This window comes from Isoptericola sp. NPDC057191 (assembly GCF_042670225.1).
In the GTDB taxonomy this organism is placed as follows: domain Bacteria; phylum Actinomycetota; class Actinomycetes; order Actinomycetales; family Cellulomonadaceae; genus Isoptericola.
In genome coordinates this window covers 1-19,142 of record NZ_JBHUWC010000065.1, presented here as the reverse complement: position 1 = coordinate 19,142, position 19,142 = coordinate 1, and the positions used below count along the sequence as shown (strand labels likewise).

General features: G+C 73.0%; 19 protein-coding genes. 10 read left to right on the top strand and 9 right to left on the bottom strand.

The window, feature by feature from the left end; genetic code table 11:
• The 5 genes from ACFT55_RS10465 to ACFT55_RS10445 all read right to left on the bottom strand — a co-directional run.
• Positions 1-320, bottom strand: a 320-nt coding sequence (locus ACFT55_RS10465) for a hypothetical protein (protein ID WP_380243764.1), incomplete at its 3' end; no start/stop codon positions are given.
• Complete coding sequence (locus tag ACFT55_RS10460; RefSeq protein ID WP_380243763.1) at positions 317-913, bottom strand: DUF6318 family protein; 597 nt, start codon at positions 911-913, stop codon at positions 317-319. The genes ACFT55_RS10465 and ACFT55_RS10460, both read right to left, overlap by 4 nt.
• 106 nt (positions 914-1,019) lie before the next feature.
• Positions 1,020-2,201 carry an FAD-dependent oxidoreductase gene (locus ACFT55_RS10455; protein WP_380243762.1) on the bottom strand — a complete coding sequence of 394 codons (1,182 nt, stop codon included), beginning with the start codon at positions 2,199-2,201 and terminating at the stop codon, positions 1,020-1,022.
• Between the two features lies 1 nt (position 2,202).
• The gene (locus ACFT55_RS10450; protein WP_380243761.1) at positions 2,203-2,505 is read right to left on the bottom strand and encodes a putative quinol monooxygenase; all 303 of its coding nucleotides are present in this window, start codon (positions 2,503-2,505) and stop codon (positions 2,203-2,205) included.
• Between the two features lie 10 nt (positions 2,506-2,515).
• Positions 2,516-3,445, bottom strand: coding sequence for an HNH endonuclease (locus ACFT55_RS10445; protein ID WP_380243760.1), 930 nt, complete (start codon positions 3,443-3,445; stop codon positions 2,516-2,518).
• Between the two features lie 132 nt (positions 3,446-3,577).
• On the opposite strand from ACFT55_RS10445, the gene ACFT55_RS10440 reads away from it, so the two are divergent.
• The 7 genes from ACFT55_RS10440 (at position 3,578) to ACFT55_RS10410 (ending at position 12,192) form a co-directional block, all read left to right on the top strand.
• Positions 3,578-4,516: an oxygenase MpaB family protein gene (locus tag ACFT55_RS10440; RefSeq protein WP_380243759.1), complete on the top strand. Its 939-nt coding sequence runs from the start codon at positions 3,578-3,580 to the stop codon at positions 4,514-4,516.
• Between the two features lie 265 nt (positions 4,517-4,781).
• A complete protein-coding gene (locus tag ACFT55_RS10435; RefSeq protein ID WP_380243758.1) occupies positions 4,782-5,792 on the top strand; it encodes a LacI family DNA-binding transcriptional regulator in 1,011 nt (336 codons plus the stop codon).
• A gap of 44 nt (positions 5,793-5,836) precedes the next feature.
• The gene (locus tag ACFT55_RS10430; RefSeq protein ID WP_380243757.1) at positions 5,837-7,108 is read left to right on the top strand and encodes an extracellular solute-binding protein; all 1,272 of its coding nucleotides are present in this window, start codon (positions 5,837-5,839) and stop codon (positions 7,106-7,108) included.
• Positions 7,108-8,046: a carbohydrate ABC transporter permease gene (locus ACFT55_RS10425; RefSeq protein ID WP_380243756.1), complete on the top strand. Its 939-nt coding sequence runs from the start codon at positions 7,108-7,110 to the stop codon at positions 8,044-8,046. Before ACFT55_RS10430 ends, ACFT55_RS10425 begins: the two co-directional genes overlap by 1 nt.
• A gap of 1 nt (position 8,047) precedes the next feature.
• Positions 8,048-8,908, top strand: coding sequence for a carbohydrate ABC transporter permease (locus ACFT55_RS10420; protein ID WP_380243755.1), 861 nt, complete (start codon positions 8,048-8,050; stop codon positions 8,906-8,908).
• 4 nt (positions 8,909-8,912) lie between these two features.
• On the top strand, positions 8,913-9,914 hold the full coding sequence (locus ACFT55_RS10415; protein WP_380243754.1) for a glycoside hydrolase family 130 protein: 1,002 nt from the start codon (positions 8,913-8,915) through the stop codon (positions 9,912-9,914).
• Between the two features lie 43 nt (positions 9,915-9,957).
• Positions 9,958-12,192 carry a beta-galactosidase gene (locus tag ACFT55_RS10410; protein ID WP_380243753.1) on the top strand — a complete coding sequence of 745 codons (2,235 nt, stop codon included), beginning with the start codon at positions 9,958-9,960 and terminating at the stop codon, positions 12,190-12,192.
• Here the strand turns inward: ACFT55_RS10410 and ACFT55_RS10405 are convergent.
• Together ACFT55_RS10405 and ACFT55_RS10400 are read right to left on the bottom strand one after the other, a co-directional pair.
• Positions 12,165-12,560, bottom strand: coding sequence for a YchJ family protein (locus ACFT55_RS10405; RefSeq protein WP_380243752.1), 396 nt, complete (start codon positions 12,558-12,560; stop codon positions 12,165-12,167). The two genes, ACFT55_RS10410 and ACFT55_RS10405, sit on opposite strands and share 28 nt — an antisense overlap.
• A 10-nt stretch (positions 12,561-12,570) precedes the next feature.
• On the bottom strand, positions 12,571-13,833 hold the full coding sequence (locus ACFT55_RS10400) for an MFS transporter (RefSeq protein ID WP_380243751.1): 1,263 nt from the start codon (positions 13,831-13,833) through the stop codon (positions 12,571-12,573).
• Between the two features lie 180 nt (positions 13,834-14,013).
• Here ACFT55_RS10400 and ACFT55_RS10395 point away from each other — a divergent pair, with 180 nt between their 5' ends.
• Positions 14,014-15,003, top strand: a complete 990-nt coding sequence (locus ACFT55_RS10395) for a hypothetical protein (RefSeq protein ID WP_380243750.1) — start codon at positions 14,014-14,016, stop codon at positions 15,001-15,003.
• 17 nt (positions 15,004-15,020) lie between these two features.
• Here ACFT55_RS10395 and ACFT55_RS10390 read toward each other — a convergent pair whose 3' ends face one another.
• Positions 15,021-15,701, bottom strand: coding sequence for a hypothetical protein (locus ACFT55_RS10390; protein WP_380243749.1), 681 nt, complete (start codon positions 15,699-15,701; stop codon positions 15,021-15,023).
• A gap of 240 nt (positions 15,702-15,941) precedes the next feature.
• On the opposite strand from ACFT55_RS10390, the gene ACFT55_RS10385 reads away from it, so the two are divergent.
• Positions 15,942-16,808 carry an alpha/beta fold hydrolase gene (locus ACFT55_RS10385; protein ID WP_380243748.1) on the top strand — a complete coding sequence of 289 codons (867 nt, stop codon included), beginning with the start codon at positions 15,942-15,944 and terminating at the stop codon, positions 16,806-16,808.
• Positions 16,809-16,820: 12 nt separating this feature from the next.
• Here the strand turns inward: ACFT55_RS10385 and ACFT55_RS10380 are convergent, their stop codons facing one another.
• A complete protein-coding gene (locus ACFT55_RS10380; protein WP_380243747.1) occupies positions 16,821-18,212 on the bottom strand; it encodes a pyridine nucleotide-disulfide oxidoreductase in 1,392 nt (463 codons plus the stop codon).
• A 114-nt stretch (positions 18,213-18,326) separates the two neighbouring features.
• Between ACFT55_RS10380 and ACFT55_RS10375 the strand changes: the two genes are divergently transcribed.
• On the top strand, positions 18,327-19,085 hold the full coding sequence (locus tag ACFT55_RS10375; RefSeq protein WP_380243746.1) for a TipAS antibiotic-recognition domain-containing protein: 759 nt from the start codon (positions 18,327-18,329) through the stop codon (positions 19,083-19,085).
• Positions 19,086-19,142: the final 57 nt, after the last annotated feature.

Genomic DNA, 19,142 nt, shown 5'->3' with positions numbered 1-19,142 from the left:
GGGGTGATCTGGGCTTCGGTGGTGTTCTGGGGGCAGGCGCCGGGTGCGGTGGTGATGGCTTGGACGGCTTCGAGGTCGTCGAACGTGAGGCAGGCTGTGGCGTCCGCGCGCAGGTAGCGGTCCTGAGGTTCGTTGTCGGCGGGTTCACGACCGTCTGCGGTCTGCTTCCATGCACTGCTGGAGGCGTCAACGACGAAGCTGTCCCGCGCTTCAGACTCTGCACCTGTGATGACTACCGGCGGCGTCGGGCTCGGTGCTGGCGCGGCGATGGCTGCGGAAGCGGCGATGGCCAGGGCTATACCCGCCTGCATGATCGTCATGGCTTCGGTTGGTCCGCGACGCCCACGACTCGCCATTGGCTGTCCTTGCGTGCGACCTCGACGCGGAACTTCGTCTTGGCGCTGGGGTTGGCGAACACCTCGTCCCCCGATGGGTCCGTTACTGAGGCCGGGGCAATGGTCACATCGACGTCGATCGGCCAGATACCTGTGGCTTTGTCCTGTTCATAGGTGTGGGTCACGCGTGCAGTCAGTTCTCCGCCGTTCCAGGTGAGGTCGTTTTCCGTGATGTCTTTCGCCTGATCCAGGCGGTTGGAGCAGAACTGGCAGCTCTTCTGCGACATGGCCTCGTACTCGGCGGTGTCGCCCGTCTTCATGATGTAGTCGTCGAGCTCGAGGAAGTAGACCGCGGCGGCTTCGGCGCCTGCGGGCCCGTCGTCGTCCAGCGCCTGGGGTCGTTCGGGTGCCACGACGACGGCCTTGGCTGTCGGTGACGGCGACGGCGAGGGCTTGGTGCTGGCGCTGCTGGCGGCGGCCCGGGGAGAGGTCGGCGGATCGTCGGCGCACCCGGCGACGAGCAGGGCGGCGGCCGTGGCGAGTGAGGTGGCGGCGAGGACGGCCCGGGTGCGGGTCATGACGAGGCTTCCTGTCGGCGGCGAGGTCGCGTCACTGTAGGTCGATCCCGCAGACCGCCGCCGAGGGCCTGTGGATAACCGCGTCAGGGGTGCGGCCCGGCCCCGCTCAGCCCTCCGGTGGCTGCCAGCTCATCACCGGTCGCAGGGCGCGCGCGCCAAGGGTTCCCGCCCATCGCCCGAACGCGCGCATGCCGGCGTCGCGCGCCGCGGTGGCAGCGCGGGAGGTCCACAGGGTCGGCGTCGCGAGACGTGCCGACATCCGCATCACCTGCTCGACCCGCGGCCGGCGCTCGGCCGACCAGCGTTGCAGCGACTCGGCGACGTCACCGTCCGGGCCGACGCGCACGCCCAGCACCACGGCGTCCTCGAGCGCTTGGCACCCGCCCTGCCCGAGGTTCGGCAGCATCGCGTGCGCGGCGTCACCGACGAGCGCGACCCGGCCCGTCGCGAGGGAGGCGGGGGGTGCGGGCAGGTGCCGCAGCTCGTGCCGCAGGGCCGCGTCGTCGTCGACGGACGCCAGGAGCGCGGGGATCGGGTCGTACCAGTCGGCCAGGCGGGCGCGCAGCTCGTCGAGGTCGCGCGGGACGCCGGCCGCTTCCGCCACCGACACGTACATGTAGATCCGCCCGTCAGCGAGGGGCATGACTCCGAGGACGACGCCGCGCCCCCAGACCTCCGCCCCGCTCGCCCCGGGGAGCGGGGGCGTGACGAACCGCCACGCCGTCGACCCGCCCGCCACGGGGCCGGGGGCGCTCGCCCACCAGCGGGTCCGAGTCGCGGAGCCGATGCCGTCCGCGGCGACCACCAGGTCGGCGTCCGTCTCCGTCGTCGTCCCCGTGGCGGCGTCGGTCGTCGTGACGCGCGCGGCCCGCGTCGTCGTCCCAGGGTCGGTGACCTCCACGCTCGCGCCGAGGCGCAGCGCACCGGGCGGGAGCGCGTCCGCGAGCAGGCCGACCAGCTGCGCGCGGTGCAGCATCAAGGTGCGGTCGCCGAACAGCGACGTGGGTTCCTCTGCGCGCCCGCGCACGAGCCACCGCCCGTCGGGACGGCGGAGGCCGAACTCGCCCTGCAGCGCGGCCAGGTCGCGCGTCGCGTCCCCGACCCCCAGCGCGTCGAGCGACCGCACGGCGTTCGGCGCGACGACGATCCCCGCACCGACGGGATCCAGCGACGTCGCCCGCTCCACGACACTCACGTCCCACCCGTGCCGCGCCAGCGCGACCCCTGACGCCAGTCCGCCGACGCCCCCGCCGATCACGACGGCCTTGCGCTCACGTCCCGCCGCCATGTCAGCCCCGCAGCGGCGAGCCGACGACGGTGAAACGGAAGCCGCCGAAGTCGCCGGACAGCAGCGGCCGCGCGGCCTCGATCGACCCCTGCACGCTCGGGAGCTGCAGCGACGCGCGGTGCGCCTCCGCGGACGTCCACAGCTCGGAGACGAACACCGTGTCCGGCTGGTCGTCGCTGACACCGACCTCGTACAGCAGGCACCCCGCGTCGGCGAGCTCCGTGCTGCGTTGCGTGAGGTGGGCGACCAGGTCGTCGCGGCATCCGGGAGCGGCACCCAGCGTGCCGACGTTGGCGTACGTCATGAGGGGGACGCTAGTCCTGCCCACGGACAGCGTCCCGGCGAGCCGGGGCTGCGGCGACGGCGCGGAACCGCTCGTACCGCCACGAGAGGTGGTCGCGATCGGGGCGGTCCGGCCGCCGGCGAGGCAGGGACAGCTGCCGGCCGTGCATCTCCTGGAGCCCGTGCTTGAGCATCGGCCCGTCGATCTCCTCCAGCAGGCGCAGCGCCACGCGGACCTCGTAGTCCGGCGTCACGCCGAGCATGTTCTGGTCGTAGGCCGCGTGGTGGATCTTGCACAGGGAGAGGCCGTTGTTCACGGTCGGGACGCCGAGCTCGTGCCCGTCGGGGACGATGTGGGCCGCGTCGAGCAGGGCACCGTGCTTGAGCTCGCAGATCGCGCAGCGCGTGTCGTAGGCGACCAGCACCCGGGTGCGGAAGGCAGGCTGGTGCAGGCGCTGCTTCGCGAGCCGCAACGCATACTCGCGCTGCGGCTCGGTGAGGTGCCGTGGGTCGCGGAGGAAGGTGAACGACTCGTCGAGCGCGACGAGGAACTGGCGATTCTGCGGTTCGTCGTCGACGACGTACACAGGGAACACCGGCGTGTAGATGTTCGCGATCTCCTTGCGGAACAAGATGAGCGGCATGCCGGTGGTCATGGCGTGCCGAAGCTTGGCGTTGTCGCCCGACCACGGGTCGCCCTTGCGGTACGCGTAGTGCAGCAGTCCGTCGGAGGACTCGGTGTCGTCATAGGGACCGTGCGCAGCGCTGACGATCGAGAGCGTCGAGCCGAACGACGCCGGGTTGCGGATGCCGCGGGAGTAGTCGATGACCGGCAGCTTCTCGCCGTCGAGGTGGAAGTTGAGGAGCTCGTCGCGGTGGAGATAGCCACCGTTGGCCTCAGCCCGCTCGCCCACCCACGCCATGATCTGCTTGCGCAGCTGTGCCTCGACCGCCGACTCCATCCGAGGAGCTCACCACCGCGGGTGGTCTACCGCAAGAGCTTCGGGAGCAACCTGCCTGGTCGGCGGCGGATTCGGCCGGAGAGCGAGGGGCGGCAGCACCCACCTGTCCGGGGCCGGCGTGATACTGACGTGATGACGACGGCGACGAACCCCGTGGAGCAGCTGCGGTCGCGGCTGGGGGAGATGCTGTTCGAGAAGGTCGCGGGCGACGACGCGAACGCGTCGCGCGACCGTATCCACCTGACGCCGGGGCCGCGGTGGTTCGCGCCGGACAGCCCTGTCGCGCGGGTGCACGCGGACGCGTCGATGTTCGTGGGCGGGCTGCGGGCGCTGTTGCTGCAGTCGCTGCACCCGCTGGCGATGGCGGGCGTGGCCGGGCACTCCGGGTACCGGGGCGACCCGTGGGGCCGGCTGGAGCGGACGGCGACCTTCCTGGCGACGACGACGTTCGGCACGGTCGACGACGCGCAGGCGATGATCGACAAGGTCCGGTCGGTGCACGAACGGGTGCGGGGCAAGGCACCGGACGGCCGCCCGTACCGGGCCGGCGACCCGCACCTGCTGTCCTGGGTGCACGCCGCGGAGGCCGACTCGTTCCTCACCGCGCACCAGAGGTTCGGTGAACGGCCGCTCACCAGGACCGAGGCCGACGAGTACGTGCGCCAGGCGGCGCGGGTCGCCCGGGCGCTGGGCGCCGTCGTCGTGCCGGAGACGGTGGCCGACCTGCGCGCGACGATCGAGTCGTATCGCCCGGAGCTGGAGGTGTCCCCGGCGGCGCTCGACGCCGCGGGGTTCCTGCTGCGCGAGCCGCCGCTGCCGCGCCCGGCGCGGCTGCCGTACGCGCTCCTCGCGGCAGGAGCGGTCTCGCTGCTCCCGGCGTGGGCGCGGGACGCGCTCGAGCTCGACACGTGGTTCCGTCGCACGCTCGGCGGCCCCGCCGGCGCGCTCGCCGTGCGCACCGTGCGGTGGGGGATGGGGACGTCGGAGCGGACCCGGACCTACCCGCGTGCCGGCGTCCCGGTCGAGGCACCGCCGGACGGCCTCACCCCCCGGCGCGTCGCCGAGGGGTGACGACCGGAGCCGGGTCAGCCTTCGTCGACCTGCGTGAACGTCGCGTCGACGTTCATCGTGAACTCGCTGCTGCCCGCGGACGAGCGGCGCTCTTAGGCGTCGCGAAAGTGTGAGACGTAGCAGTCGGACATTGAACTCCGGACCACATGGTCGTTTTCACCCCCACGCCTCACCACCCTGAGTCCTGCGCTCGCATCGTCAAACCGGTTGTCGTGATCGTCAAACCGCTTTTACCGTCGAGGTGACCGGACCACGAAGGTGTGTGATGAGCCGACCGACCATCTCGGACGTCGCCCGTGCCGCAGGAGTCACGAAGGCGACCGTCTCCCACGCGTACAGCGGCAACCGCCCGATCTCGGCAGCCACGAAGCACCGGGTCTTCGAGGCCGCGAAGGCGCTCGAGTGGGTGCCGAGCTCGAGCGCGCGCGCCCTGGCCGTCCGCCGCGCCAACGCCATCGGCGTGATCCTGCGCAGGGACCCGACCATCATCGCGTCCGACACGTTCTTCCCCGGGTTCATCGCCGGCGTCGAGTCCGCGCTCGCGGAGCGTGAGGTCGCCCTCGTCCTGCAGGTGGTGGACAGCTGCACGGCGGAAGAGCGCGCCTACCGGGCCATGCGGGCGGGCCGGGCGGACGGTGTCATCGTCCTCGACCTGCACCGGGACGACTGGCGTGTGCCGTTCCTGGAGCGACTGAAGGTCCCTGCCGTCCTGCTGGGCGCGTACGACCGGCCGAGCGCCTACTCGTGCGTCCGCACGGACGACGCCGCGCCCGTCGGCCGGCTCGTCGCGCACCTGCGCTCGCTCGGGCACGAACGCATCGCGCACGTCGCAGGGCCCTTGCAGTACGTGCACTCCTACGCCCGTGCCCGCGCCTACGTGCAGGCCGTCGGGTCGAAGGAGCTGCTGCGCGAGAGCGACTTCACCGCGGGCAGCGGTCGCGCTCTGACGGAGGAGCTCCTGGACCTGGAGGACCGGCCCACCGCGATCCTCTACTCCAACGACACGATGGCGATCGCGGGCATCTCGTACGCCCAGGGTCGCGGCCTCGCCGTCCCGGACGAGCTGGCGGTGGCCGGCTTCGACGACGACCACCTGTCGGCCCACCTCACCCCTGCGCTCACGAGCGTGTCCACCGACCCGTTCGGTCGCGGCCGGGTCGCCGCGGAGCGGCTGCTCGCCGACCTCGCCGGTCAGGAGCCGCGCTCGGTCACCGTCGACTGCAACGTCCTGCGCCTGCGCGCGAGCACCGACGCTCGCGCGCCAGAACGGCACTGAGGTGCGCGTCCGCGCGCCCCACCCGACTCAAGGAGGAGTTACCGATGAAGCACATCCGACCGGCTGCCGTGGCAGCCGTCGCCGCCGTCGCGCTCGCCGCCGGTTGTTCCGGCGGGGGCGGGGGGTCGGACGAGGAAGCGTCCGGGACCGGCCCGATCGAGATCTGGCTGTCCAACAACGAGCAGGAGGTCGGCTGGGGCAAGGAGGTCGTCAAGGCCTGGAACGCCGAGCACCCCGACGAGAAGGTCACCGCCCAGGAGATCCCGGCCGGGTCCTCGTCCGAGGAGGCGATCACCGCCGCGATCACGGCCGGCACCGCACCCTGCCTCGTGTACAACATCTCCAGCGCGGCGGTGCCCGACTGGGTGCGACAGGGCGGGCTCGTGAACCTGTCGGACATCGACGGGGGCACTGACTACATCGCCCAGCGCAGCGGTGACAGCGACGTGTACCAGACCGACGGCGGCTTCTACCAGCTCCCGTGGAAGTCCAACCCGGTCATGGTCATGTACAACAAGAAGCTGTTCACGAAGGCCGGTCTCGACCCTGCCGACCCCGGCATGGAGACGTACGACGGGTTCCTCGACGGGGCACGCAAGATCGTCGACTCCGGGGCCGCGAAGAGCGCGATCTGGCCGTCCCCCACGAACGAGTTCTTCCAGCCGTGGTTCGACTTCTACCCGCTGTACCTCGCGGAGACCGACGGCACGTCGCTCGTCGAGGACGGCGCGGCGACGTTCGACGACGACGCGGGCCGCGCGGTCGGGGACTTCTGGGCCACGATCTACTCCGAGGGGCTCGCGCCGAAGGAGGCGTCGACCGACGACGCGATGTCGGCGGGCACGACGGCGATGCAGCTCGCCGGCCCGTGGGCGATCGCCTCCTACGCCGACACCGTCGACGTCGGGTTCATGCCCGTGCCGACGTCGGACGGGCGGGCGGACCCGGTGACCTTCGCCGACTCCAAGAACGTCTCGATGTTCACCTCCTGCAAGAACCAGGGCACCGCCTGGGAGTTCCTGAAGTTCTCGACCAGCGAGGAGAACGACGGCAAGCTGCTCGAGGCCACGGGCCAGATGCCGCTGCGACAGGACCTGGCCGCCACGTACGCGGACTACTTCAAGGCCAACCCCGACTACCAGGCGTTCGCCGCCCAGGCCGAGCGCACGGGCGACGTGCCGAGCATCCCGAACTCGGTGGAGGCCTGGCAGGCGTTCCGCGACGCGTACTCGTCGGCGGTGATCTTCGGCAAGGGGTCCGTCGACGAGTTCTTGACGAAGGCGGCCGACTCCGTCGACGGCCTCGTCCAGGGCTGATGTCCGCCACCTCGACGGCGCCGCGGCCGGTGGCGCGCCCGGCTGGCCCCGAGCGGGCGACGCGGCGGCGATGGTGGGGTGCGCAACCGGTCGGCACCGTCTTCGCGCTGCCTTACCTCGTCTTCGTCCTGACCGTCTTCGCCTACCCGCTCGCGTTCGCCGTCTACATCGCGTTCCACGACTACTTCTTCACGGCGCCCGGTGTCGACGTGCCGAAGCCGTTCGTGGGCCTCGACAACTTCGTCACGGTCCTCACCGACCCGCAGGTGCTCGAGTCGTTCCGCAACACCGCGGTCTTCCTCGTCATCAACGTCCCCCTCACCGTGGTGCTGTCGATGGTCCTTGCCACGGCGCTCGACCGTGGCGTGCGCTGGGCCTCGGCCTACCGGGTGGCGTTCTACGTGCCGTACCTGACGGCGAGCGTGTCGCTGGTCGGGGTGTGGATGCTGCTGTTCTCCTCGGACGGCCTCGTGAACGCGGTCCTCGGCCGGCTCGCCCCTGACCCGTCGTGGCTCGTCAACGAGAGGCTCGCGATGCCGACCATCGCCCTCTACGTGACGTGGAAACAGCTCGGCTTCTACATCCTGCTGTACCTGGCTGCGCTGCAGAACGTGCCGCGCGAGCTGCACGAGTCGGCGGAGACCGACGGCGCGAACGCGTTCCAGAGGTTCCTCAACGTCACCGTCCCGGGCGTACGCACGGCGACGACCCTCGTGCTGGTGCTGGCGATCATCACGGGAGCGAACCTCTTCACCGAGCCCTACCTCCTCACCAACGGCGGCGGGCCGGACGGCGCCTCGACGACGCCCGTCCTGCTCATCTACCAGAAGGGGATCCAGCAGCAGAACCCGGACCTGGCGTCGGCCATCGGCATCGTCCTCGTCATCGTCGTCGGGCTGCTGTCCCTGGCCGCCAACCGCCTGAACCGGGAGGCCTGACATGACCAGGACCACCACGCAGGGCCTGCGGGACCGCTCGCGCTGGACCGGGCTGCGCTACCTGCTCCTGACGGTCGCGGCAGTCGCGTTCGCGTTCCCCTTCTACTTCATGGTGGTCGGGGCGTTCCAGCAGAGCCCGACCAACACGCCCGACGCGCTCGTGCCGACGTCGGGCTGGACCCTGGACAACTTCGCGCAGATCGACGCGCGCATCGACCTGGGCGGGTCGCTGGTCAACTCCCTGGTGTTCACGCTGGGTGTGCTGTGCGGCACCGTCGTCTTCGGTCTGCTGGCCGGCTACGCGATCGCCCAGCTGGACTTCCGCGGGCGGGGCGCGGTGTGGGTGCTCATGCTGCTGGTGCAGATGGTGCCGTTCCAGCTGCTCATGATCCCGCTGTACGTGCAGGTCACACGCGGGTACGGCCTGGGCGACTCGTACCTGGGGATGATCCTGCCCTTCGCGATCAACACGACCGCCGTCTTCATCTTCGCGCAGTTCTTCCGTGCGCTGCCGCGCGAGATGTTCGAGGCGGCGCGGATCGACGGCGCGGGCGAGCTGCGCATCCTGCGCACCATCGCCGTCCCCCTGGTGAAGCCGGCGCTCGCCACGGTCGTGCTGGTGACGTTCATCGGGCCGTGGAACGAGTTCCTGTGGCCGTTCCTCATCACCAAGGACGCCTCCATGCAGCCCCTGGCCGTGTCGCTGGCGAACTACATCTCCAACGTGGCGCAGTCCACCGCCAACCCCAACGGGGCGATCCTCGCCGGCGCCACCACCCTGGCGTTCCCCGTCGTCGTCCTGTTCTGCCTGTTCCAGCGGTACTTCACCGCCTCTGACCTCGGCTCCGCCGTGAAGGGATGACCCGATGACCGTCACCAGCATGTTCACCCACGCCGCGTTCCCGCTCGGCCCGTTCGTCCCCTACGAGCACAACCCGATCCTGCGCCCCCGCGGCGGCAGCTGGGAGTCTGCGAACCTGTACAACCCGGCCGCGCTCGTCGACGGGGACGAGGTGGTTCTCCTGTACCGGGCGCACGCCGACGACATCGTGTCCCACATCGGGCTCGCACGAAGCCGCGACGGGTACCACTTCGAGCGGGAGGAGGAGCCGATCCTCTCGCCGAGCGAGGACTACGAGAGGTTCGGCTGCGAGGACCCGCGCATCGCGTTCGTCGACGGCACGTACTACCTGACCTACACCGGGTGGGACCGGCGGTCCGCGCAGCTCTGCCTGGCGACGTCGACCGACCTGCGCACCTGGACCAAGCACGGCCCGCTGTTCGAGGACTTCGACACCTTCGCCACCGTCGACCCGCGCGGCTTCAACTGGTCGAAGGCGGGGGTCATCGTCCCCGTCAAGATGCAGGGCCGCTGGTGGATGTACTTCGGCGAGGGCGCCATCTACTGGGCCACGTCCGACGACCTGGTGCACTGGACGCCAGGCACGCCGGACACCGAGCCGATGTACTCGCCCACTCCCGGGACGTTCGACGAGGCGCTCGTCGAGATCGGCACGTCGCCCGTCCTGACCGACAACGGGCTGCTCGTCATGCTCACGAACGGCGCCACGCGCACGGTGCACGAGGACGGGTCGGTGGACGTCGACTACCGCTGCGGACAGATCGCCATCGACCCCGACGAGCCCACGCGCGTGCTGGCGCGGCTGCAGGAGCCGTGGCTGCGGCCGCAGACCTTCGAGGACCGCAACGGTCTCGTGTCGAACGTGACCTTCGTCGAGGGCCTGGTGCAGTTCCGCGGCAAGTGGTTCGCCTACTACGGCCAGTCCGACACCACGCTGGCGGTCGCCGTCCATGATCCGGCGCGTCCGTGGGGTGCGGGCCTGCGCGATCTCCCCGAGCCCGGCTAGGGTTGCGGGTCGAAGCGCTTCGACGACGACCCGGGGGACCACGATGACGACCGGCCTCGCACGGCTCACCGACGAGCTGGGCATGCTCTACGGCGGCGACTACAACCCCGAGCAGTGGGACCCGGCCGTGTGGCAGGAGGACGTCGCGCTGATGCGGGAGGCGGGGGTCAACCTCGTCACGGTCGGCGTGTTCAGCTGGTCGCACTACGAGCCTCGGCCCGGGGAGTACCGCTTCGGGTGGATGGACGACGTCCTCGACCTGCTGCACGACGCGGGCATCGCCGTCGACCTGGCGACCCCGGTCGCGTCCCCGCCGCCCTGGCTGGGCCACCTGCACCCGGAGTCGTTGCCGACGACGGCGGACGGCACGGTGCTGAGCTACGGGTCGCGCAACCAGTTCTGCCCGTCGTCGGACGCGTACCGGACGACGGCCGCGGCGATCGCCGAGCAGCTCGCCGCCCGGTACGCCCCCCACCCCGCGGTCCGGATGTGGCACGCGGGCAACGAGTACGGGCAGGTCTGCTTCTGCGACCGGTGTGCCGCGGGGTTCCGCGACTGGCTGCGGGCGCGGTACGAGGGCCTCGACGCCCTCAACACGGCGTGGGCCACGCCGGTCTGGTCCCAGGAGTACGGCGACTGGGCCGAGGTCCTCCCGCCGCGTGCGGCGCCCTACCACCGCAACCCCGCGCAGGAGCTCGACTTCCGGCGCTTCTCCTCCGACCTCCTGCTGGACCTGTACCGGGAGCAGAAGGCGATCGTGCGTCGGCACGACCCGCACCGGCCCGTCACCACCAACCTCATGGGCTTCTTCGGCGGCGTCGACCCGCACGCGTGGCGCGCCGACCTCGACGTCGTCGCCGACGACGCCTATCCCGATCCGGCGTCCCCCGACGCTCCCGCGGACGCGGCGCTCGTCAACCACCTGGCCCGCGGGCTCGCCGGCGGCCGACCCTGGCTGCGCATGGAACAGGCGGCGAGCGCGGTGAGCTGGCGCGAGCACAACCTCACGAAGTCGCCCGCACGGCTGCGCGCCGAGGTGCTGCAGGCCACCGCGCACGGCTGCGACGGCGCCCTGTTCTTCCAGTGGCGCCAGGCGCGCTCCGGCCCCGAGCGCTTCCACTCCGCGATGCTGCCGCTCGCGGGCCCGGACACCGCGGTGCACGCGGGCGTCCGTCGGATCGGCGCCGAGCTGCGCGACCTGGGCGGGCTCGTCGGCGAGCCCGTCCACAGCCGGGTCGCCCTCCTGTGGGACTGGCCGTCGTGGTGGGCCGCCACGCAGGTCGCCCTCCCGACGGCGCGGCTCGATCCCCTCACCACCCTCCGGTCCTGGCACCGCGCGCTGTGGCGGCTCGGGGTCGTCGCCGACGTCGTCGCACCCGGGCAGGACGACGCCACCCTCGACGCGTACGACGTCGTGCTGGCCCCCGCCCTCGCCGTGCTCGAGCAGGACGACGCGGACCGCCTCGACGCCTATGTCGCCGGCGGCGGACACCTCGTGTGGGGGCCGTTCGGCGGGGTCGCCGACGGTCACGGGCACCTGCACCTCGGACGCTCCCCGGCGCTGCTGCGGCACGTGCTCGGGGTGTCCGCCGAGGAGTGGGCGCCCCTGCCCGACGGCGGCAGCGACGTCGTCTGGACCGCCGGTCCGTCCGCCGGGGCGCGTGCCACCGCCGCCGTCCTGGGCGAGCGCACCCGCACCGACGGCGCCACCGTCCTCGCCACGTACGACGACGGCCCGCTCGCCGGCGGTGTCGCCGTCGCGCGCCACGACCACGGCGCCGGCCGTGCCTGGTACGTCGGCACGGACCTCGGCGCAGCGCGCCGCGCGGCCGGGCACCCGGCCGTCGAGTACCAGGCTGTCGAGTACCCGGCCGGCGGGCGTCCGACTGCCGAGGACGGGGGTCTCGACACGGTGCTGCGGGCGGTGCTCGGGGGGGCGGGCGTCCCGCCGGGTGGCCAGCAGCCGGGTGTCGAGACGGTGTGGCGCGGCCGGACGCTGGTCGCGATCAACCACACCGACCGGCCCGTACGCCTCGACCTGACCGCGGCGCTCGCGGCCGGCCCGGAGCCCGTGCGTCCTGCGACCGTCCTCGACGACGTGCTCACCGGCGCCCGGTACGACCTCGCGGCGGGCCGGGCAGACCTGGCGGACCCGGGCCCGGGACCGGACTCTGACCCGGCCCTGGCAGAGGGAGCCGGCCACGGGGTGGCGCCGACGCTCGCCCCGGACGACGTCGTCGTCCTTGTCGCTCAGGCCCCGACGTCGCCGTCCACGTAGAGCCAGCGGCCGCCTTCGCGGACGAACCGGCTCACCTCATGCAGGCGACCGCGCTCCCCGGTGGCGGCGGACCGGTACTGCGCGACGAACTCGACCTCGCCGCCGTCGTCGAACGGGCCGCCCGCGTGGGTGGCGAGGACGACGAGACGCCGCCACTCCTGGTCGTCGTCCAGCTCCAGCGCCCGGGGACGGGTGCGCGGGTGCCACGTCGCGCGCAGGTACGCGGCGTCCCCGACGGCGAACGCGCTGTACCGCGAGCGCATGAGCGCCTCCGCGGTAGGCGCAGGCCGGTCGCCGCGGTGCAGCGGGCCGCAGCACGCGCCGTAGGTGTCGCCGGAGCCGCAGGGGCAGCGGTCGTCGTCGTGCACGGTCCTCCTGTCAGTGGGCGCCGGGCAGGCGCGGGCTGAACCGCTCCTCCGCCAGGGCGACGAGCAGGGCGAGCACGACGACGGCGGCGCTCGCCAGCGGCACGACGCGCACGTCGACCGCGGCGACCAGCGCCGCGCCCAGGCCGGACCCGGCAGCGATGCCCACGTTGAACATGGACGACGAGACGGCCACGCCCATGTTCGTGGTCCCGGGGGCCACGAGCATCACGCGGTGCGAGAGCGCGGGCGGGACGCACGAGAACGAGAACCCGAACAGGGCCAGCGCGGAGACCGCGACGGCGGCGTTCTCGCCGAACGCCCACAGCGTGAGCAGGGCGACCGTGAGCACGACGAGCGCGACGAGGAGCACGGCCACCGGGCGCGAGTCGAGGAACCGGCCGACCACGATCGCTCCCACCACCCCGGCCACGCCCTGCAGGAGGAGCAGCCGCGGCATGTCCGCCTGCACGAACCCGGTGACCTCGATGAAGTACTGCGTGACGAACGTGATGACGCCGAACGCGCCGGTGAGCACGAGGCCGGTCGTGACCATCTGGAAGCCGAACCGGCGGGCGCTCGGGTGCGGTGACCGGCTGGCGCCGCCCTCCGCGGGCGTGAGAGTGGGGAACAGGGCCAGCACGACGAACGTCACGACCAGCGAGAGCGCCGCGACGGCCGCGAACGTCCACCGCCACGACGTGTGCTCGCCCAGCCAGGTGCCGGCCGGCACGCCGAGCACCGGTGCGAGGGAGTTGCCGAGGGCCAGGCGCGCCATCACCTTGCCGCGCACGACCGGCCGGAACAGGCCGGTGGTGGCGGGCACCACCGCCACCCAGAACAGCGCCTGGGCGGTCGCCGTCACCAGCCGCGCCACGAGGAGCTGCTCGTAGCTCGGCGCGAGCGCCGCCCACAGGGTCGCGACCGCCGCCACTCCCGCGCAGGCGGACAGCACCCAGCGGCGCGGGATGCGGCGGGCCCAGTGCGCCATCGGCACCGTCGTGATCAGCACGACCAGCGCGTAGCCGGTCACCAGCAGCCCGATCTCGGAGGTGGATCGCCCCAGGTCGGGGGCCATCAGCGTGAGCAGGCCAGAGGGGAGCGACTCGACGGTCACGAACAGGAACGTCGACAGCGCCATCGCGAGCAGGATCACTGTCGCGCGGCGCTCGTCGACGGGCAGGGACGGCAGGGATGGCAGGGACGTCGAGGCAGGCGGCGCCGGGGCAGGCGACGTCGTCGACGGCGGAGGTGTGCTGGGAAGGTTCTCGGTCATGGGGATCGAAACGATCCTAAGGCGAGTTGTCAGACCCACGTCACCCTGTTCCCGCTCGTGGTTCTGACAGCCGGCGGGAGCTCCGGGGCTGTCAGAACCAGGACGGCGCGGGGCACCACGTGGCTCTGACAGCGTGCGGGTGGGGTTGCGCCGGTGGCGGGGCTTCCGGATTCTCGGAGGGTGCCCACGCTGCCCGAGGTGCTGACCGACGCCGCCGGCGCGCTCTACGCCCTGGAGCCGGGCGAGTTCGTCCCCGCGCGCGACGCGCGTGCCGCCGCGCTGCGCGCCGAGGGGCAGGAGGAGGCGGCCGACCGGGTGAAGCGCCTGCGCAAGCCGTCGACGGCGGCCTGGGTGGTCAACCTCCTGGCGCACGCCGACCCCGACCAGGTGGAGCAGGTGGTGGAGCTCGGCGGCGCGTTCCGCGCCGCTCAGGACGAGCTCGACGGGCCGCGCCTGCGCGAGCTCACCCGGCAGCGTCGGCAGCTCGTCGCTGCCGTCGCGGCGCGGGCGCGCTCGCTCGCCGTCGAGCGGGGTGCGGCGGTGTCGGGCGCGGTGCTCGCGCAGGTCGAGTCCACGCTCACGGCCGCGATGATCGACCCGGACGCCGGGCGGGCGGTGCGCCTCGGCCTCCTGGTGGGTCCGTTGCAGGCCACCGGCATCGGGCGTGCCGACGTCGCGTCCGCCGTCGCGGTCCCCGACGCGCTCGGGATCGCGCCCCTGGACGACGACGAGGCGCCTTCGCGGCACCTGCACGCCGTCCCCGACCTGCCGGCCGCGCAGAAGCGCAAGCGCGGACGCGCGAAGGCGTCGGGCGCGTCGGACGACACGGCAGCCGAGGAGGAGGCTCAGGAGAAGGCCCAGGAGAAGGCCCGCGAGGAAGCCCGCGAGAGGGCCCGCCAGGAGCTCGCCGACGCGGAGGACGACGTCGCGGCCGCGCGCGACGCCGGCAGTGCCGCTGCCGCGGAGGTGGGCCGCATCGAGGCGGTGGCGCACCGTACCGACGCCGAGCGCGACGCCGTCCGCCGTCGGCTCGCGGAGCTGGACGAGGAGGCCGCGGCCGTCGACGCCGAGCTGCGGGGGGCGGTCGTCGCCCGCCAGCGTGCCGAGCGCACCCTCGCGGACGCCACCCGACGTCGCGACGAGGCGGCCGCCCGCCTCGGCCCGCTCTGACGGGGCGCAAACGCTGCTCAGTCCCACCATGCGCGGTACCAGGGCTCGTCGTCGTCGGCGCCCTCGGCCCCGGGAGGCGTGGCCAGGCACGCTGGCCCCCAGCACGGCGTGATCTCGTCCGGTGGCGCGTCCATGTCGTCCACGCCCAGCGCCGTGAGGGTCCGCAGGACGTCGTCGCACTCGCAGCCGTCGTCGTGCCGCCGCTCGATCCGCAGGGGACGGTCGGTGCGCAGCAGCACCGCGGTCACGGTGACCCGCTCGTCGCAGCGCAAAGGCCCGATGACGTATCCCTCCGCGAGCAGGCGGTCCGGGTGGCGGACCACGGCCCGCAGCACCGTGCCCAGGGTGGGCCCCAGGTTCTGGCGCTCCGACGCGAGGACCTCCGGGTCCAGCCGGCCGAGCAGCCCCGCCGCGGTGTGCGCCCCCAGGTCCCTGAACGGGTAGTAGCCCGGCGTGGCGTTCGGCCCGAGCACGGGGTCGAGGAGCTCGTCGAGCCCGTCGTCGAGCAGGCGGCCGTGCCGGCCGGGGCAGCGTGCGACCGGGGCGGCGTCGTGCCTGGCTCCGGGGCAGGTGGCCAGCTCCCGTTCGCGTGTCCAGGCGGTGCGCAGGTCGACGAGGTCGGGCGGAGTGAACCGGGCGGCGGGCCGGTCCCGCTCGGGTGCCGGACGCGAGGGTGGCGGCATCGTCGTGACAGCCATGGCGGCTCCTTCGTTCGGTGCGGGGCGCCCGGCCGGGCGCCTCGTCACCGAGCCTGTGCCCGCGACGCGGGCGCGGTACGCCGCCGGACCCTGCCTGTGGACGACCCACGCCTGGGGGCAGGCTCCCCGCCCGCCGGGTCGCGTCCGCGTCCTGCCTGGTCAGTACCGATGAATTCCGGGGTCGCGCAGTGTCTGACCCTCAGCACACGATGGACACCCCCACAGCCACGGAGGCCCCCGATGAGCGAGCTCACCACCCACACCCTGGACGTGCCGGGCGCCGTCCTGACCTACGACGTCCGCACGCCGACCGACCCGAGCGGGCACCGGCCGATCTTCGTCCTCGGCTCGCCGATGGCGGCGTCGGGCTTCGAACAGCTCGTCGCGGAGCTCGACGACCGGGTCGTCATCACGTACGACCCCCGCGGGACGGAGCGCAGCACGCTCGCCCCCGACGGCGAGGTCTCGCTCGGCGAGCATGCCGAGGACTACCACCGGATCGTGGCGGCCACCGGGCTCGGACCCGTCGACGTCTTCGGGTCCAGCGGTGGTGCGGCCGCCGCGCTGGACTGGGCCGTCGCGCACCCCGAGGACCTCGGCACCGTCGTCGCGCACGAGCCGCCGCTCGTCGCGCTCCTCCCGGACGGGGAGGCAGCTGCCCAGGCGCTGCACACGATCTACGAGACCTACATGCGGGAGGGGCACGGGCCGGCGATGGCGCGCTTCATCTCCCTCGTCATGCACACCGGGCCGGTCACGGCGGAGTACCTCGCGCAGCCGGCGCCCGACCCGGCGGCCTTCGGGATCCCCGCCGAGGACGACGGCTCCCGCGACGACCTCCTCCTCGGCCGCAACACGCTCGCGACCGCGGACTACCGGCCGGACCTCGACCGCGTCCGCGCCTCGACGGTCCAGATCGTCCCCGCGATCGGCGAGGCGGGGGAGGGCACCTTCGCGCGTCGGGGCGGCCAGGCGCTGGCCGGCGAGCTCGGCGTCGAGCCGGTGGTGTTCCCCGGCGACCACGGGGGCTTCGTCTCCAACGAGTGGTCGCCGGGCAACGACCCGGCCGCGTTCGCGGCCCAGCTGCGGAAGGTGCTCGCCGGGTGACCTTCTCGCCCGTCAGGCCGGCACGCCCGCGTCGCGCCCGATCCGCGCGAGGCCGGCGATGCCCGCCGGCGCGTGCTCCAGATACCGGGCGACCACGGCACGCACCTCGGGCCGGTCCGCCTCCTCGGGAGGCACGCGGGCGGGGTTGAGCAGCACCCGGTGCGCCCATGCCGCGACGTCGGGGTCCGCCATGAAGGTCGCCGCCGCGCGCGCGCCGCGGCCCTGCATCGCCGCCCAGTCGGCCGGGCTGCTCCAGTAGGGCGTGGGCGGGCAGAGCCGGTTCTTCTCCTCGTCAGGGCGGTCGTGACGCGTTCCCTCGACGTAGCCGATGAGGGCGGCGCAGAACGGGGGGAACCCGGCGCGGACCGACTGCAGCGTGATCTGGCCGTCCCAGATCGGGAGGGCGGGGCGCACGTGCAGGCCGTAGGCGGCGCAGTGCACGACGACCGTGCCCGGCGGCACGGTGACCGTGCCGCCGTCGAGCGCCAGGCTGCCCGGCGCGACCCGGCGGAGGTGGCCTCGCCGCACGACGTGCTCCACCGAGCGCAGCAGCTCGAGCTCCCAGCGTCCGAGGGTCGGGGTACGCGCCATCAGGGGAACGACCGTGCGGTCGATCCGCGTCATGATGCCGGCGTCCTCGAGACGGAGGAAGAGCTCGTCGGCCGACGTCGCGTCGGCGGCGACCGTCATCAGCGTCGCGGCCATGCCGAGGAAGACCGCCGGGTCCGGCTGGACCGCGGCACGGTCGAGCATCCACGGGTCGCGCGGCCGCACCCAGTGGATCGCGTCCGGGTCCACGCCGTGGCCGAGCAGCCAGATCACCGCGTCGGTGGCGGTCTTGCCCGACCCGACGACGGCGTAGCTCGGGGCGTCCGCCACCTCGGGCAGGCCCCCGGCGGGGACGACCAGGGCGCCGTCGTCGACCGCGAACGGCGGTGGGCCCTCGGCCGGGATCGAGGGCGCGAGGTAGCGCGCGTCGACCACGCGTCGGCGGACGCGGGCCTCGACCTCCCGCCCGGTCGCGAGCTCGATCAGGTGTCCGTCGCGATACTCGTGCCCGCCGAGCAGCTCCACGCGGCCGGTGGGCAGCAGACGCTCCTCGAGCACGCCCGCGTAGTACGCGCAGATCTCGGGGCCGGTCGCACGCTCGTGCAGTCCCTGCTCGGGGCCGGACTCCTGCACCTGCCCGGTGCCGAGGCGGGTGGACGCGACGCCGTAGAACTGGGACGCCTGGTGCAGCCGGACGTACGGGTACGCGTCGAGCCAGTGGCCGCCCGCCGTCGCGCGCCGGTCGACGAGCGTCGCGTGGGCGGTCGGGTCGTGGTCGACCAGCGCGTCGACGAACGCCATCCCGGCCGCTCCTGCGCCGACGACCAGATAGTCCGTGTCGACCGAGCGGTCCATGTCTCCAGTGACCCACCGGGCCGGAGTGCCGGTCAACGCCCGGCGGGGGTGATCTCGCATGCCTCGGCGAATCACGCTTGCGGTTGACGCGACGTCAACCTCTACGGTCGGGTCATGAACCGCTCCATCCAGGACGTCGCTCGGCTCGCCGGGGTCAGCAGCCGCACCCTGCGGCACTACGACCAGATCGGCCTGCTGCCGCCGTCGGGCACCGGGACGGGCGGGCTGCGGCAGTACGACGCCGCAGCCGTCCGGCGACTGCAGCGCATCCTGCTGCTGCGCGACCTGGGCCTGCCGCTGACCGACATCGCCAGGGTGCTCGAGGAGCAGGCGGACGAGGCCGGCGCGCTGCGCCGCCACCTCGAGCAGCTGCGCGCCGAGCAGGACCGCCTGGCGAGGCAGGTCGCGTCCGTGGAGCGGACCGTGACCGCGATCGAGAAGGGAGAACAGCTCATGGCCGAGGACATGCTCGACGGTTTCGACCACACGCAGTACGAGGAGGAGGTGACCGAGCGCTGGGGCGCCGACGCGTACGCGACCAGCGACGCGTGGTGGCGCGGGCTCGGTCCGGAGAGACAGCGGGAGTGGCAGGCGCGTACCAAGGCGCTCGGTGAGGCCTGGGCCGACGCCGCGCGCCGCGGCGTCGACCCGACGTCCGACGAGGCGCAGGGTCTCGCAGCCCGGCACGCCGACTGGCTCGGCGGCATCCCCGGCACGCCCGGCGCGGAGCAGGGGCGACCGACGAGGGAGTACGTCGTCGGGCTGGCCGAGATGTACGTGGCCGACCCTCGGTTCGCGAAGAACTACGGCGGCACGGACGGGGCCACGTTCGTGCGCGACGCCCTCGTCGCGTACGCGGAGCGCGAGCTCTGACCGCGAGCTCTGACCCGAGAGTTGTCAGACCCACGTGCCGCCATACCGGCACGTGGG

Bases quoted from the DNA above. Each gene is read 5' to 3' on its own strand.
- ACFT55_RS10400 (WP_380243751.1), bottom strand. From the start codon at position 13,833: ATGACCGAGAACCTTCCCAGCACACCTCCGCCGTCGACGACGTCGCCT.
- ACFT55_RS10385 (WP_380243748.1), top strand. From the start codon at position 15,942: ATGAGCGAGCTCACCACCCACACCCTGGACGTGCCGGGCGCCGTCCTG.
- ACFT55_RS10430 (WP_380243757.1), top strand. From the start codon at position 5,837: ATGAAGCACATCCGACCGGCTGCCGTGGCAGCCGTCGCCGCCGTCGCG.
- ACFT55_RS10420 (WP_380243755.1), top strand. From the start codon at position 8,048: ATGACCAGGACCACCACGCAGGGCCTGCGGGACCGCTCGCGCTGGACC.
- ACFT55_RS10415 (WP_380243754.1), top strand. From the start codon at position 8,913: ATGACCGTCACCAGCATGTTCACCCACGCCGCGTTCCCGCTCGGCCCG.
- ACFT55_RS10450 (WP_380243761.1), bottom strand. From the start codon at position 2,505: ATGACGTACGCCAACGTCGGCACGCTGGGTGCCGCTCCCGGATGCCGC.
- ACFT55_RS10425 (WP_380243756.1), top strand. From the start codon at position 7,108: ATGTCCGCCACCTCGACGGCGCCGCGGCCGGTGGCGCGCCCGGCTGGC.
- ACFT55_RS10460 (WP_380243763.1), bottom strand. From the start codon at position 913: ATGACCCGCACCCGGGCCGTCCTCGCCGCCACCTCACTCGCCACGGCC.
- ACFT55_RS10445 (WP_380243760.1), bottom strand. From the start codon at position 3,445: ATGGAGTCGGCGGTCGAGGCACAGCTGCGCAAGCAGATCATGGCGTGG.
- ACFT55_RS10375 (WP_380243746.1), top strand. From the start codon at position 18,327: ATGAACCGCTCCATCCAGGACGTCGCTCGGCTCGCCGGGGTCAGCAGC.
- ACFT55_RS10390 (WP_380243749.1), bottom strand. From the start codon at position 15,701: ATGGCTGTCACGACGATGCCGCCACCCTCGCGTCCGGCACCCGAGCGG.
- ACFT55_RS10380 (WP_380243747.1), bottom strand. From the start codon at position 18,212: ATGGACCGCTCGGTCGACACGGACTATCTGGTCGTCGGCGCAGGAGCG.
- ACFT55_RS10435 (WP_380243758.1), top strand. From the start codon at position 4,782: ATGAGCCGACCGACCATCTCGGACGTCGCCCGTGCCGCAGGAGTCACG.
- ACFT55_RS10455 (WP_380243762.1), bottom strand. From the start codon at position 2,201: ATGGCGGCGGGACGTGAGCGCAAGGCCGTCGTGATCGGCGGGGGCGTC.
- ACFT55_RS10440 (WP_380243759.1), top strand. From the start codon at position 3,578: ATGACGACGGCGACGAACCCCGTGGAGCAGCTGCGGTCGCGGCTGGGG.
- ACFT55_RS10410 (WP_380243753.1), top strand. From the start codon at position 9,958: ATGACGACCGGCCTCGCACGGCTCACCGACGAGCTGGGCATGCTCTAC.